The sequence below is a fragment of the Paracoccus mangrovi genome, assembly GCF_042648425.1.
Taxonomy (GTDB): Bacteria; Pseudomonadota; Alphaproteobacteria; order Rhodobacterales; family Rhodobacteraceae; genus Paracoccus; species Paracoccus mangrovi.
The window spans coordinates 115927-130138 of sequence record NZ_JBHRXJ010000010.1 but is presented as its reverse complement, the minus strand read 5'-3'; the positions used below and the strand labels follow the sequence as shown (position 1 = coordinate 130138).

Sequence of the window (14212 nt, the reverse complement as noted above, 5' to 3'; positions counted from 1 at the left end):
ATGGGGGCGCATATGAGTGACGGTTTCGACAAGGGCCACCATCTGCATCTGATCGATGGCTCGGCCTTTATTTTCCGCGCCTATCATGCCCTGCCGCCGCTGACGCGCCGGTCGGACGGGTTGCCCATCGGGGCGGTCGCCGGGTTCTGCAACATGCTGTGGAAATATGTGCAGGAGGCCAAGGGTGCGGATGCGCCGACCCATGTCGCGGTGATTTTCGATCATTCGTCAAAGACGTTTCGCAATGAAATCTATCCGCTTTACAAGGCCAACCGCCCCGAACTGCCCGAGGATCTGCGGCCGCAATTTCCGTTGACCCGTGAGGCGACGCGCGCCTTCAATATCGCCTGCATCGAGACCGAGGGCTACGAGGCCGACGATATTATCGCCACTCTGTCCTGCCGGGCGCGGGACGCGGGGGCGCGGGTCACGATCATCAGTTCCGACAAGGATCTGATGCAGCTGGTAGGCGACGGCGTCGAGATGATGGACCCGATCAAGGGCAAGTCCATCGGCCCCGACGAGGTGCGCGAGAAATTCGGTGTCGGACCCGAGCGGGTGGTGGATGTTCAGGCGCTGGCGGGGGATTCCGTCGACAATGTTCCCGGCGCCCCTGGAATTGGCATTAAAACTGCCGCGCAACTTATTGGTGAATATGGCGATCTTGAGGCCCTGCTGGCGCGCGCCGCAGAAATCAAGCAGCCCAAGCGCCGCCAGACCTTGATCGAGAATGCCGAGCAGATCCGGATTTCCAAGCGGCTGGTCGAGTTGGATTGCGCGACGCCGCTGGAGGTCGGGGCCGATGCGCTGTCGCTGCGCGATCCCGAACCCGCCGCCTTGCTGGAATTCCTGACCCGGATGGAGTTCCGCACCCTTACCAACCGCGTGGCCGAGCGTTTCGACGCCACGCCGCCGCCATCGCCCGAGGTGGTGCCGGCGCCCGCAGGGGCGGCCAGCCCCGCCGAATTGCCGACCATCGACCGCAGCCTTTACGTCACCATCCGCGATGAGGCGGTGTTGGCGGAGTGGTTGGCCGAGATTTCCGAAAAGGGTGTGGTTGCGATCGATACCGAGACCACCGGGCTTGACGAGATGCAGGCCGGGCTGGTCGGGTTATCGCTGTCGACCGGGCCGGGGCGGGCGGCCTATCTGCCGCTGGGGCATGTCGATGGGGCGGCCGATCTTTTCGGTTCGGGGGTGCGGGCGGCGGGGCAGATGCCGCTTGAGCGCGCGCTTGCGCTGTTGAAGCCGGTGCTTGAGGATCCGGCGGTCCTGAAGATCGGTCAGAATATCAAGTATGACTGGAAGATTCTGGCCCGGCACGGCATTCGCATGGCGCCGCTCGATGACACCATGCTGCTGTCCTATGCGCTGAATGCGGGCGCCCATAACCATGGCATGGACGAGCTTTCCGAGCTCTATCTGGATCACAAGCCGGTGCCGATCAAGGATCTGATCGGTTCGGGCAAGGGGCAGATCGGCTTTGCCGAGGTCGCCATCGACAAGGCCGCCGAATATGCCGCCGAGGATGCCGAGGTGACCTGGCGGTTGTGGAACCGTTTTCGCCCGAAGCTGTCGCCCGAGCGGGTCAGCACCGCCTATGAGCTGCTTGAGCGGCCGATGGTGCCGGTGCTGGCCGGGATGGAGATGACCGGCATCCGCATCGACGCCGATCACCTCAAGCGGATGTCGAACGCATTCGCCCAGAAAATGGCCGGGCTGGAGGATGAGATTCATCAGCTGGCCGGGCAGCCCTTCAATATCGGCAGCCCCAAGCAATTGGGCGAGATCCTGTTCGAGAAGATGGGGCTTTCGGGCGGCAAGCAGGGCAAGACCGGGGCGTTTTCGACCAGCGCCGATGTGCTGGAGGATCTGGCCGCCGAAGGGCATGATTTGCCGGCGCGGGTGCTGGACTGGCGTCAGCTTTCCAAGCTGAAATCGACCTATACCGATGCGTTGCCGACATTCGTGAACCCCGAGACCGGGCGCGTTCACACCAGCTATTCGATTGCGGGGGCGCAGACCGGGCGGCTGGCTTCGACCGATCCGAACCTGCAAAACATTCCGATCCGTACCGAAGAGGGGCGTCGCATCCGCGAGGCATTCGTCGCGGGGCCGGGGATGCGGCTGGTCAGTCTGGATTACAGCCAGATCGAGCTGCGCATTCTGGCCCATGTCGCGGCGATCCCGGCCCTGCAACAGGCGTTTCGCGACGGCATCGACATTCACGCTATGACCGCAAGCCAGATGTTCGGCGTTCCGGTCGAGGGCATGGATCCGATGATCCGGCGCCGCGCCAAGGCGATCAATTTCGGGGTGATCTATGGGATTTCCGGCTTTGGTCTGGCGCGTAACCTGCGCATTCCGCGGGCCGAGGCGCAGGCCTTTATCGACACCTATTTCGAGCGCTTTCCCGAGATCCGGGCCTATATGGAGCGCACGGTCGCCGAGGCAAAGGAAAACGGTTTCGTGCGCACGCTGTTCGGGCGGCGCATCAATACGCCGGGGATCAACCAATCGGGTCCGGCGGCAGGGGGCGCGCGGCGCGCGGCGATCAACGCCCCCATTCAGGGCGCGGCGGCCGATATCATCCGCCGGGCCATGATCCGCATGCCCGCCGCCATCGCCGATCTGCCGGCGAACATGTTGTTGCAGGTCCATGACGAGCTGGTCTTTGAGGTCGAGGAGGGCGCGGTCGATGCGCTGATCGCCGCCGCGCGCGGGGTCATGGAGGGCGCGGCGGATCCGGCCGTGCGGCTTGACGTGCCCTTGGTCGTCGATGCTGGGCAGGGCGCGAACTGGGCCGAGGCACATTAGCGCCGCCTGTGGCGGGGGCGCGCCCGTATCGGGGCGGTCGCGCGGGTGGCGCGGCCGCATGGATATTTGAGTGAAGAAGAAACCCGGTGGCGGTCAGATCGCCGAGGAATGCCCCGAGGCCGCCATGTCATAGGCATCGAGCATCTGGGCGATCATCCGGGTGAGGGAACGGCCGCGCAGCGGGATCCGCAGGCCATGCGCGCCCCATTCGACCATATCGCCGAAACGCGCGGCGATGGGGGCGAAAAGCTGGGCAAGGCTTTGCTGGTCGAAGCCGTGATCGCGGATGAACTCGTCGGCCTGGATTTCGAAATCGCACATCAGCGCCTCGATCATGCGGGCGCGCCATTTGTCCTCGGCGGTGAAGGCGTGGCCGCGCGTGGTCGAGAAATGGCCGTCGCGGATCCGGCCGGTATGGGCACCGGTCGCCGGGGCGTTCTGGGTATAACCTTGCGGAAAGCGCGAGATCGACGAGGCGCCGAGCCCGATCAGCACCTCGGCCCGGTCGTCGGTGTAGCCTTGGAAGTTGCGCCGCAAAAGGCCCAGCCGTTGGGCGCGCGCCAGACCGTCGCCGGGGCGGGCGAAATGGTCGATGCCGATTTCGTCATAGCCATCGGCAAGGAAAAGCTCGCGCGCGGTTTCAAACAGGCGCAGCCTTCCATGCGGGTCGGGCAGGGTCTCGGAGGGGATCATCACCTGACGCTTGGCCATCCATGGCACATGCGCATAGCCGTAAAGCGCCACCCGGTCGGGCGAGAGCGCCAGCAGCTTTTGCACCGATTGCGCGATGCGCACCGGGTCCTGATGCGGCAGGCCGTACAGGATATCGGCATTCAGGCTGGCGATGCCGCGGTCGCGAATCATGTCGACGGCGCGCTTGGTCACTTCGAAGCTTTGTTCGCGGCCGATGATCTTTTGAATTTCGGGGTCGAAATCCTGGACGCCGATGCTGGCGCGGGTCAGGCCGGCCTCGGCCAGCGCATCCATGCGGGCGTCGTCGATTTCATTGGGATCGATCTCGACCGAGAATTCGGCGCCCTCGGCCAGCGGAAAGACGTTGAGCACGGCGCCCGCGACGCGGCGCATCATGTCGGCCGGCATCAGCGTCGGCGTGCCGCCACCCCAATGCAGCCGCGACAGGCGCACGCCGGGCGCGAGCTGTTGGCGCAGCATGTCGAGTTCGGCCAGCAGCACCTTGGCATAGGCGCGTACCGGATCGTCCGATTGCGTGCCCTGGGTGCGGCAGGCGCAGAACCAGCACAGCCTGCGACAGAATGGCACATGCATGTAGAGCGAGATCGAGGCCCCGGCCGGGATCGCGCCGACCCAGTCGCGAAACTGGGATTCGCCAATGGCGGGCGTGAAATGCGGTGACGTGGGGTAACTCGTATAGCGCGGCACGCGCGCGTCAAATAGCCCCAGCCGCTCAAGTTGCGATTGTTGTTCCATGGCGCTATCCTTGCCCCATTCCGCGCACAGGACATTGACCCAAATCAAATGCCAGCCGACGCCGCCATCCTTGCGACGCAGCAACCCTGCAACAACTGCCCGATCCGCTATCGGGCGGTCTGTGCCCATTGCGAGAGCGAAGAACTGGACGAGCTTGAGGGGATCAAGTTCTATCGCCGCTATGAGGCGGGGCAGACCATCGTCTGGGCCGGGGATCGCATGGATTTCCTGGCCTCGGTCGTCGCGGGCATGGCCGGGCTGACCCAACAGCTGGAAGACGGGCGCACGCAGATGGTGGGCCTGTTGCTGCCCAGCGATTTCCTGGGCCGGCCGGGGCGCGAACAGGCCGCCTATACCGTGACCGCGACCAGCGACCTGCTGTTGTGCTGTTTCCGCCGCAAACCCTTTGAAGAATTGTTGCGGTCCACGCCGCGCATCGCCGGCCGGCTGCTGGAGATGACGCTGGACGAGCTGGACGCCGCGCGCGACTGGCTTTTGCTTTTGGGGCGCAAGTCGGCGCGCGAAAAGATCGCCTCGCTTCTGGTCATTCTGGCCCGGCGCGAGGCCGCGTTGATCAAGCGCCGCCCCCAGGGGCGGATCGCGGTCGAATTGCCGCTGACGCGCGATGCGATGGCCGATTATCTGGGCCTGACGCTTGAGACGGTGAGCCGTCAGATGAGCGCGCTCAAGCGCGAGGGGGTGATCGAGCTGGACGGCAAGCGGCGCGTCATCGTGCCCTCGTTCGACCGGCTGGTGCTGGAAAGCGGCGAGGATTCGGATGGCGGGCCGCTGAGCTGACCCGCCATCACGTCGCGCGGCCCTTTTATCGGGCCATCAGCACCGGAACTTCGGCTTTTTCCAGCATATTGCGCGTGGCCCCGCCCAGAATCGCCTGACGAAAGCGCGAATGGCTATAGGCGCCCATGACGATCATGTCGGCGCCGATTTCGGTCGCGCGGCGGTTCAGGATGTCGCTGATCAGCGGCTGGGTGCGCGCCAGCACCGAGATTTCGGTATTCACGCCCTGACGCGTCAGCATCTGACCCAGCGCGCCACCGGGATCCGAGCGTTCGGGTCCGTTGGGCGAGGGGTCGATGATGGTGATCTCGACGCTTTCGGCGGCCTGCAACAGCGGCATGGCGCGGCGCACGGCGGCCATGGCCTCGTTCGACTGGTTCCAGGCGATCAGGATGCGCTTGCCGAAAGGTTCCTTCAGCTCGCCGGGCACGATCAGGACCGGGGCCGCGCCCTCGAAGAGCGCGGCTTCGGTCACGGCCTCGGCGTCGACGGTGGCGTTTTCGCCGTAAGGGCGGTTCAGCACCACCAGATCGGAATAGCGCGCCCGCATCCCAACCAGCGTCGACATGCCGCCGACCTGGGCCACGGCGGAATCCACCGACCAGCGGATATCCTCGGCATGCAGGCGTTCGCGGACCTTTTCTTCAAGCGCGCCGGCCGCGGCCATGGCCTTGTCGATGGATTCCTGGAACACATAGGCCGAGGCGCCGGCATAGTAATAGCCGCTTTGGGTGTGATCCACGCCCATGCAGAACACTTCCAGATGCGCGTCCTCGCGGCGGGTCATGGCGATGGCCGAATCAAGCTGTTTGTGCTGGCGATCGGCATCGGTCAGCACGGTCAGGATGGTCTTGTACCCCATAAGCCTCTCCTTTCGAGGTTGAGCGCGGTGCGTCGGAACCGCCTGCGGGATCGCGGCAACGGGAGGTCAGAAGCCCGATCGCGACGCTTGGCCGCATTTTACATCGCCTGCCTGCCGGTTGATTGATGCAGATCAAAGTTTCACGAAACCGTGTCAGTGTAGAAAGTGGAAGTAACGATGCCGTGCGGGTTGGGCACGGACTGCGATTCGCGCGTCGCCGCAAAGAATGAAGGACAGGATATTCATGTTGAATACCATCAAGCTGATCGCGCTTGGTTGCATCGCGGTGCTGGCCGCGATGGCTGCCAATTATGCGCGGCCCGATGATCCCGCCTATATGGTCAATGCGTTGATCGTGATGCTGGCAGCGGGATTCACGTTCATCCGGGTGTTGCGCCAGATGGGGAACGATCAACCCTCGCTGGATCCCGATCCCCAGGGACAGTATATGGACGGGGTTGTGCGCGCGGGCGTCATCGCGACCGCGCTCTGGGGCGTCGTGGGCTTTCTGGTCGGCGTCGTCATCGCCTTTCAGCTGGCCTTTCCGGCGCTGAATCTCAGCGATTTCACCCATGGATATACGAATTTCGGCAAGCTGCGGCCGCTGCATACCAGCGCGGTCATCTTTGCCTTTGGCGGCAACGCGCTGATCGCGACCTCGTTCTATGTGGTTCAGCGGACCTCGGCCGCACGGCTTTGGGGCGGGAACGCCGCCTGGTTCGTGTTCTGGGGCTATCAGCTGTTCATCGTGCTGGCCGCGACCGGCTATATTCTGGGCGCCACCCAGTCCAAGGAATATGCCGAACCGGAATGGTATGTGGACTGGTGGCTGACCATCGTCTGGGTGGTCTATCTGGCCGTGTTCCTGGGCACGATCATCAAGCGCAAAGAGCCGCATATCTATGTGGCGAACTGGTTCTATCTGTCCTTCATCGTCACCATCGCGATGCTGCATATCGTCAACAACCTGGCCATCCCGGTCAGCCTGATGGGCAGCAAATCCGTGCAGCTCTTTTCGGGCGTGCAGGACGCGATGACGCAATGGTGGTATGGCCACAACGCCGTGGGCTTTTTCCTGACCGCCGGTTTCCTGGGGATGATGTATTACTTTATCCCGAAACAGGCCGAGCGCCCGGTCTATAGCTACAAGCTGTCGATCATCCACTTCTGGGCGCTGATCTTCCTGTATATCTGGGCGGGTCCGCACCACCTGCACTATACCGCGCTGCCGGAATGGGCCGCGACGCTGGGCATGGTGTTCTCGATCATGCTGTGGATGCCCTCGTGGGGCGGGATGATCAACGGGCTGATGACGCTGTCGGGGGCCTGGGACAAGCTGCGCACCGATCCGATCATCCGCATGATGGTGGTGGCCGTGGGCTTTTACGGCATGGCCACGTTCGAAGGTCCGATGATGTCGATCAAGGCCGTGAACAGCCTGTCGCATTACACCGACTGGACCATCGGTCACGTCCATTCCGGCGCGCTTGGCTGGAACGGCATGATCACCTTTGGCGCGCTCTACTATCTGACCCCGCGTCTGTGGGGCCGCGAGCGGCTTTATTCCACCACGCTGGTCAGCTGGCATTTCTGGCTCGCGACCATCGGGCTGGTGCTTTACGCGGCCTCGATGTGGGTCTCGGGGATCATGGAGGGCCTGATGTGGCGCGAGGTCGATGCCCAGGGCTTCCTGGTCAATGCCTTCGCCGACACGGTGGCCGCGAAATTCCCGATGAACGTGGTGCGGGCGCTTGGCGGCGTGCTGTATCTGACCGGCGGGATTATCATGTGCTACAACCTCTGGGCCACGGTCGCACGCCAGCCCAAGACGCAGACGACCGCCATCGCGGTTCCGGCAGAGTGAGGACCGGTCATGGCAATTCTTGAAAAGCACAAGGTCATCGAAAAGAACGCGACGCTGTTGCTGGTCTTTTCCTTCCTGGTCGTCACCATCGGCGGCATCGTCGAAATCGCGCCGCTGTTCTATCTGCAAAACACCATCGAAAAGGTCGAGGGGATGCGTCCCTATACGCCCCTCGAGCTGAAGGGCCGCGACATCTATATCCGCGAGGGCTGTTACACCTGTCACAGCCAGATGATCCGCCCGATGCGCGACGAGGTCGAACGCTATGGCCATTACAGCCTTGCGGCCGAGTCGATGTATGACCACCCGTTCCAATGGGGCTCCAAACGCACCGGGCCGGATCTGGCCCGGGTGGGCGGTCGCTATTCGGACGAATGGCATATCGACCATCTGGTGCATCCGCAGGCGGTGGTGCCGGAATCGATCATGCCCAGCTATGCCTTCCTGCTGGACCGCAAGATCGACCCCTCGAACATTCAGGACCGGGTCAGGACCGACGCGCTGGTCGGCGTGCCCTATGACGAGGCGATGGTGACCGAGGCGCGGGCGGATTTCATGGCCCAGGCCGATCCCGATGCCGATGCCTCGGGGCTTGAGGAACGCTATCCCGGCGCGCAGCAACGCAATTTCGACCGCCAGCCCGGCGTGACCGAAATGGATGCGCTGATCGCCTATCTGCAAGTGCTGGGTACGATGGTCGATTTCTCGACCTTCGAGCCCGATCCCAAGCGCTGAGGACCGCCATGGATATCTATTCATTCCTGCGCGAACTGGCCGACAGCTGGGTCCTCTTGTCGCTGGTTCTGTTTTTCCTCGGGACGGTGGTCTTTGCCTTCCGTCCCGGGTCGGGGCCACTGCATCGGGATGCTGCGGAAAGCATCTTCCGCCACGAGAAAGGCCCGCAGATGACGGGTGAGAAGGAGGTCGAGTGATGGCCGGTACCGACGACGAGCACACCAGCCCCGGAGCCCGCGAGAACGGGACCCCGCTGGACCGCCAGGCCGCCGACAAGGCCCACGAGAGCGTCCATGCGGCGCAGACCGCCGCGAACCCGTCTTCGGGCACGGATGGCGAGCCGCTGCACAAACGCCCCGGCGGCACCCGCGTGGTGCGCGACCGCAAGGGCGTGCGCAAGGTGATCGAAGTGCCCTCGACCGGCCACAGCTGGGACGGGATCGAGGAATATGACAACCCGCTGCCGCGCTGGTGGCTGTGGACGTTCTATATCACCATCATCTGGGCCATCGGCTATGTCATCGCCTATCCGGCGATCCCGCTGATCCGTGGCGCGACCCAGGGCCTTTTGGGCGAGACGATGCGCAGCGACGTCGCCGTCGAGATCCAGCGCTTCAAGGATGCGAATGCGCCGATCCAGGCCAAGCTGGTCGAAACACCGCTGGATCAGGTTGCGGCCGACCCGGAACTGGCCAATTACACCTCGAATGCGGGGGCGGCGGTGTTCCGCACCTGGTGCGCGCAGTGCCACGGTTCCGGCGCCGGCGGGGCCAAGGGCTATCCCTCGCTTCTGGACAATGACTGGCTGTGGGGCGGCACGCTGGACGATGTTTATACCACCGTCCAGCACGGCATCCGCGATCCCAAGGATGGCGAGACGCGCTATTCGGAAATGCCGCGCTTTGGCACCGACGAGCTGCTGGACAAGACCCAGATCGCGCAGGTTGTGAACCATGTCCTGCAACTGGGTGGCCAACCGCATGACGCGGCGCTCGCGGCCGAGGGGGCGACGGTCTTTGCCGAGAACTGCACCTCTTGCCATGGCGAGAACGGCGCCGGCGACCGTGCGCAGGGCGCGCCGAACCTGACCGATGCGGTCTGGCTTTACGGTTCGGACCCGGCAACGATCACCCGCATCGTCCATGACGGACCTTTCGGCGTGATGCCGGCCTGGGCCGGGCGCCTGTCCGAGGCCGATATCCGCGCCGTCGCGTCCTATGTCCACAGTCTGGGCGGCGGCGAATAGGCCGCCGGCAGACGAACCTATCCAGTTTCGTACCCGGGCAACCGGGTGCGAAAGGCCCGGTCCCCCCGTCCTGTTCGCGCGTTTCCAGGGGGGGCCGGTGCTCTAATTGATGAACGATCCGCCCCCGTGATGGCAAGCCCATCTGCGGGGTGCGTTTCGTTTCAGATCGGGAATGCGACAATCCGGCTCATGCTGCCGGTCAGGTGGCGGTTGTATATCCACATCCGGGCGCGGCGGGCGTGGTTGACGCAGATCAAAGCACTTTCGCGGCTGTCCACCTAGGCTATGATGACGCGCAACAGGAGCCAATCATGTCGCAACCCGACATCGACCCGCCACAACTATATGCCGCCCGAGAACCGATCTTTCCGCGCCGGGTCCATGGCTGGTTTCGCAATCTGAAATGGATCATCATGGCGGTGACCCTGGCGATTTACTATGTAACGCCATGGATTCGCTGGGATCGTGGGCCGAACCTGCCCGATCAGGCAGTGCTGGTCGATCTGGCGAACCGGCGCTTTTTCTTTTTCTGGATCGAGATCTGGCCGCATGAATTCTATTTCGTGGCCGGCCTTCTGGTCATGGCGGGGCTGGGGTTGTTCCTGTTCACCTCGGCCCTTGGGCGGGTCTGGTGCGGATATGCCTGTCCTCAGACGGTCTGGACCGATCTTTTCATCCTCACCGAACGCTGGGTCGAGGGGGACCGCAACGCCCGTGTCCGGCTTTGGAATGCGTCCTGGGATGCCCGCAAGGCGCGGCTGCGGCTGACGAAATGGGTGATCTGGCTGCTGATTTCATTGGCGACGGGCGGGGCCTGGATCTTTTATTTCACCGATGCGCCGACGCTGCTGCGCGACCTGCTGACCGGGCAGGCCCATCCGGTCGCCTATATGACCATGGCGATTCTGACCGCGACCACTTTCATCTTTGGCGGCTTTGCGCGCGAACAGATCTGTATCTATGCCTGTCCCTGGCCGCGCATTCAGGCCGCGATGATGGATGAGGACACCCTGACCGTCGCCTATCGCGAATGGCGGGGTGAGCCGCGCGGCAAGCTGCAAAAGGGCGAGGCGACGAAATCCGACGGCGGCGCCAAGGGGGACTGCATCGACTGCATGGCCTGCGTCAATGTCTGCCCGATGGGCATCGACATCCGCGACGGCCAACAGCTGGAATGCATCACCTGCGCGCTATGCATCGACGCCTGCGACGAGGTGATGGACAAGATCGGCAAGCCGCGCGGGCTGATCGACTATATGGCGCTGCGCGACGAGGCCGCCGAACGCGCGGGACAGCCGCCCAAACCGCTGCGCCAGCATGTGCTGCGGCCGCGGACGCTGCTTTATTTCACGCTTTGGGCGGGGATCGGGGTGGCGCTTGTCGTGGCGCTGTTCATGCGCTCGCCCTTTGACCTGAACGTGACGCCGGTCAGAAACCCGCTTTACGTCACCATGGCCGATGGCGCGATCCGCAACACCTATGCGCTGCGGCTGCGCAACAAACAGGGCGATGCCCGCGACTTCACCATCTCGGTCGTGGATGCCGATGGCAATCCGCCCCGGTGGGTCGGCCTGACGCTGGAGGGTCAGTCCGGGGCCAGCGTCGCGGTTCCGGCCGACAGCACCTTTACCCAGCGCCTTTACCTGACCGCCGAAAAGGGCTCGCCCCTGGCCGAGGGCGGGCAGGTCGAGCTGACGCTTTGGGTTGCGGATGCGGCCGGCGACCGCGCGCATATCGGAACCGTCTTTCATGGAAGGAGCGAGTGATGGCCCGGGAACTGACCGGACGTCATGTCCTGCTGATCACGCTCTGCGCCTTTGGCGTCATCATTCTGGTCAATCTGGTGATGGCGGTGATGGCGGTCGGCACCTTTCCGGGGCTCGAGGTCAAGAACAGCTATGTCGCGTCGCAGAATTTCGATCGCGAACGGGCCGCGCAACAGGCGCTGAACTGGCGGGTGACGCCCGAATATGACGGGCGCGAGATGGTGCTGGCCATCCTTGACGAGAACGGCAACCCCGCGCCCCTGCGCGATCTGAGCGTCACGGTCGGCCGCCCGACCCATCAACGCGACGATCAAAGCCCCGAATTCACCTATTCCGGCGGGCTTTATCGCGCGCCTCTGGTGCTGGCGCCGGGGCTTTGGAACATCCACCTGACCGCGACCGCGCGCGATGGCACCGTCTTTCGCCAGCGGATAGACCACTATAACGGAAACCGGGTGAAATAGCATGTCCGACGCCGCGCTGCACGATCACGACGCCCGGATTTCGGCCTGTCCGGCCTGCGATGCCGTGCCTTTGGCGCAGCGCGTGGCGGCGCGTGGCGGCGCGGGCGGCGAGGATGTGATCCTGTCGCTGCCGACGATCCATTGCGCGGCCTGCATCACCGATGTCGAGGCGGTGCTGCGCCGTCATCCCGGCGTGCGCGAGGCGCGCGTAAACCTTACCCTGCGCCGGGTGACCATCGACGCACCGGGGCTGAGCGCCGCCGACCTGATCCCCGTGGTCGAGCGCATCGGCTATGAGGCGCATGAGCTGGACCCCGCCGCGCTTGCCGCAAGCGCTGCCGACCGGCAAGGGCGCGACATCCTGATGCGCATCGGCGTGTCGGGTTTTGCGATGATGAATATCATGATCCTGTCCGTGGCCGTCTGGTCGGGGGCAGAGGCCGCGACCCGCGATATGTTCCACTGGATTTCCGGGGCCATCGCATTGCCGACCGTGGCCTTTGCCGGGCAGCCGTTCTTTTCCAGCGCCTGGCGCGCGCTAAAGGCCGGGCGGCTGGGCATGGATGTGCCGATCTCGCTGGCGCTGATCCTGGCCAGCGCGATTTCGGTCTATGAGACCATGAATTCCGGCGATCACGCCTATTTCGACGCGGCGGTGATGCTGTGTTTCTTTCTGCTGGTCGGGCGCTATCTGGATTACCGGACCCGTGCCGTGGCCCGGTCGGCGGCTGAGGAATTGACCGCGCTCGAGGTGCCGCGCGCCTTTCGCGTGACCGCGACAGGCGAAATGCCGGTGCCGGTGGCCGAGCTGGTGCCCGGCGATCTGATCCGCATCCGCCCCGGCGCGCGCGTGCCCGCCGATGGTGAAGTGGCCGAAGGCGCGAGCGAAATTGACCGTTCGCTGCTGACCGGCGAAAGCATTCCCGTGCCGGCAGCCCCCGGAACCGCGCTGTCCGCCGGTGAGGTGAACCTGACCGGCCCGCTGATCCTGCGGGTCACGGCGGCCGGGCGCGACAGTTCGCTGGCGCGTTTGACGGCGCTGGTCGCGGCGGCCGAATCGGCGCGCGGGCGCTATACTTCGCTGGCCGAACGTGCCTCGCGGCTTTATTCGCCGCTGGTGCATCTTTTGGCTTTTGCCAGCTTTCTGGGCTGGTACTGGACGACGGGGGATCTGCGGCATTCGGTCAATGTCGCGGCGGCGGTCTTGATCATCACCTGTCCCTGCGCGCTTGGGCTGGCGGTGCCGGCGGTGGTCACGGCGGCCTCGGGGCGGCTGTTTCGGCGCGGCATGCTGATCAAGAACGGCACCGCGCTGGAACGGCTGGCCGAGGTGGATTGCGTCGTGTTCGACAAGACCGGGACATTGACCATGGGCATCCCGCAGATCGTTGCCATTGAGGCGATCCCGCCCGCCGATCGTGGTGCCGCGCTGGCGCTGGCTGACGGGTCGTCCCATCCGCTGGCCATGGCGCTTGCCCAGGCGTTGCGGGATGCGGGCCACAGCCCGGCGCCGCTTGCCGAGATGCGCGAGATCGCGGGCCAAGGTGTTCGCGCGATCTGGCAGGGGCGTGAAATCCGGCTGGGCCGGGCGGGATGGCTTGGGGCCGAACATGGTGCGGGGCGGATCTCGGCCAGCTGGCTGTCGCTGGGGCAGGGCGCGCCGATCCGGCTGGAATTCACCGACCGTTTGCGGCCGGGGGCCGAGGCCTGTGTGACATCGCTTGTCGGGGCGGGGTATCGTGTGATCCTGCTTTCCGGCGATGCCGCGCCCGTGGTGCAGGACCTGGCCAACCGCTTGGGACTTGCGGAATGGCGCGCGGGCGTTAGCCCGACCGAAAAGCTGGCGGCCGTGCAAGAACTGGGCGCCGGGGGCGCGCATGTGCTGATGGTCGGGGACGGGTTGAACGATACCGGCGCCCTCGCCCAGGCGCATGTCTCGATTTCGCCGGCATCGGCGCTGGATGCGGCACGGACCGCCTCGGATATCGTGCTGATGGGCAATGACCTTTCCCCGGTGGCCGACGCCCTGTCCGTGGCCCGCCGCGCCCGCAGACGGATCAAGGAAAACTTCGCGATTTCGGTGCTTTACAACATCGTCGCGGTGCCCTTCGCCATTGCGGGCTTTGCCACGCCGCTGATGGCGGCGCTGGCCATGTCCGCCAGTTCGGTCAGTGTGACACTGAACGCATTGCGGTTGAGATAAGAGAGGCA

11 protein-coding genes are annotated in these 14212 nt (G+C 64.6%); 9 read left to right on the top strand and 2 right to left on the bottom strand.

From position 1 onward, the window contains the following. Positions 1 to 12: 12 nt before the first annotated feature. Complete coding sequence (gene polA / locus ACFOMH_RS14050; RefSeq protein WP_377745198.1) at positions 13 to 2817, top strand: DNA polymerase I; 2805 nt, start codon at positions 13 to 15, stop codon at positions 2815 to 2817. Positions 2818 to 2910: 93 nt separating this feature from the next. Here the strand turns inward: polA and hemN are convergent, their stop codons facing one another. Beyond that, on the bottom strand, positions 2911 to 4266 hold the full coding sequence (hemN, locus tag ACFOMH_RS14045) for an oxygen-independent coproporphyrinogen III oxidase (RefSeq protein ID WP_377745196.1): 1356 nt from the start codon (positions 4264 to 4266) through the stop codon (positions 2911 to 2913). A 48-nt stretch (positions 4267 to 4314) separates the two neighbouring features. Here hemN and fnrL point away from each other — a divergent pair, with 48 nt between their 5' ends. Further along, positions 4315 to 5064: a transcriptional regulator FnrL gene (gene fnrL, locus ACFOMH_RS14040; RefSeq protein WP_374421820.1), complete on the top strand. Its 750-nt coding sequence runs from the start codon at positions 4315 to 4317 to the stop codon at positions 5062 to 5064. 25 nt (positions 5065 to 5089) lie between these two features. Here fnrL and ACFOMH_RS14035 read toward each other — a convergent pair whose 3' ends face one another. Continuing rightward, positions 5090 to 5926 carry a universal stress protein gene (locus tag ACFOMH_RS14035; RefSeq protein ID WP_374421821.1) on the bottom strand — a complete coding sequence of 279 codons (837 nt, stop codon included), beginning with the start codon at positions 5924 to 5926 and terminating at the stop codon, positions 5090 to 5092. Positions 5927 to 6170: 244 nt separating this feature from the next. Between ACFOMH_RS14035 and ccoN the strand changes: the two genes are divergently transcribed. From ccoN to ACFOMH_RS14000, 7 genes are all read left to right on the top strand, one after another. Then, entirely contained in the window at positions 6171 to 7790 is a 1620-nt protein-coding gene (gene ccoN, locus ACFOMH_RS14030) for a cytochrome-c oxidase, cbb3-type subunit I (protein WP_374421823.1), read from the top strand. A gap of 9 nt (positions 7791 to 7799) precedes the next feature. Beyond that, the gene (gene ccoO, locus ACFOMH_RS14025) at positions 7800 to 8525 is read left to right on the top strand and encodes a cytochrome-c oxidase, cbb3-type subunit II (protein WP_374421824.1); all 726 of its coding nucleotides are present in this window, start codon (positions 7800 to 7802) and stop codon (positions 8523 to 8525) included. A gap of 8 nt (positions 8526 to 8533) precedes the next feature. Beyond that, the gene (locus ACFOMH_RS14020; protein WP_374421826.1) at positions 8534 to 8722 is read left to right on the top strand and encodes a cbb3-type cytochrome c oxidase subunit 3; all 189 of its coding nucleotides are present in this window, start codon (positions 8534 to 8536) and stop codon (positions 8720 to 8722) included. Then, a complete protein-coding gene (ccoP, locus tag ACFOMH_RS14015) occupies positions 8722 to 9771 on the top strand; it encodes a cytochrome-c oxidase, cbb3-type subunit III (protein ID WP_377745192.1) in 1050 nt (349 codons plus the stop codon). The genes ACFOMH_RS14020 and ccoP overlap by 1 nt, the downstream gene beginning before the upstream one ends. 311 nt (positions 9772 to 10082) lie before the next feature. Continuing rightward, the gene (ccoG, locus tag ACFOMH_RS14010; RefSeq protein WP_377745190.1) at positions 10083 to 11537 is read left to right on the top strand and encodes a cytochrome c oxidase accessory protein CcoG; all 1455 of its coding nucleotides are present in this window, start codon (positions 10083 to 10085) and stop codon (positions 11535 to 11537) included. Further along, positions 11537 to 12001 carry a FixH family protein gene (locus tag ACFOMH_RS14005; RefSeq protein WP_377745188.1) on the top strand — a complete coding sequence of 155 codons (465 nt, stop codon included), beginning with the start codon at positions 11537 to 11539 and terminating at the stop codon, positions 11999 to 12001. The genes ccoG and ACFOMH_RS14005 overlap by 1 nt, the downstream gene beginning before the upstream one ends. Before the next feature lies 1 nt (position 12002). Next, positions 12003 to 14204 (top strand): heavy metal translocating P-type ATPase, encoded by a 2202-nt coding sequence (locus ACFOMH_RS14000; RefSeq protein ID WP_377745186.1) that lies wholly within the window; start codon positions 12003 to 12005, stop codon positions 14202 to 14204. The last annotated feature ends 8 nt before the right edge of the window (positions 14205 to 14212 follow it).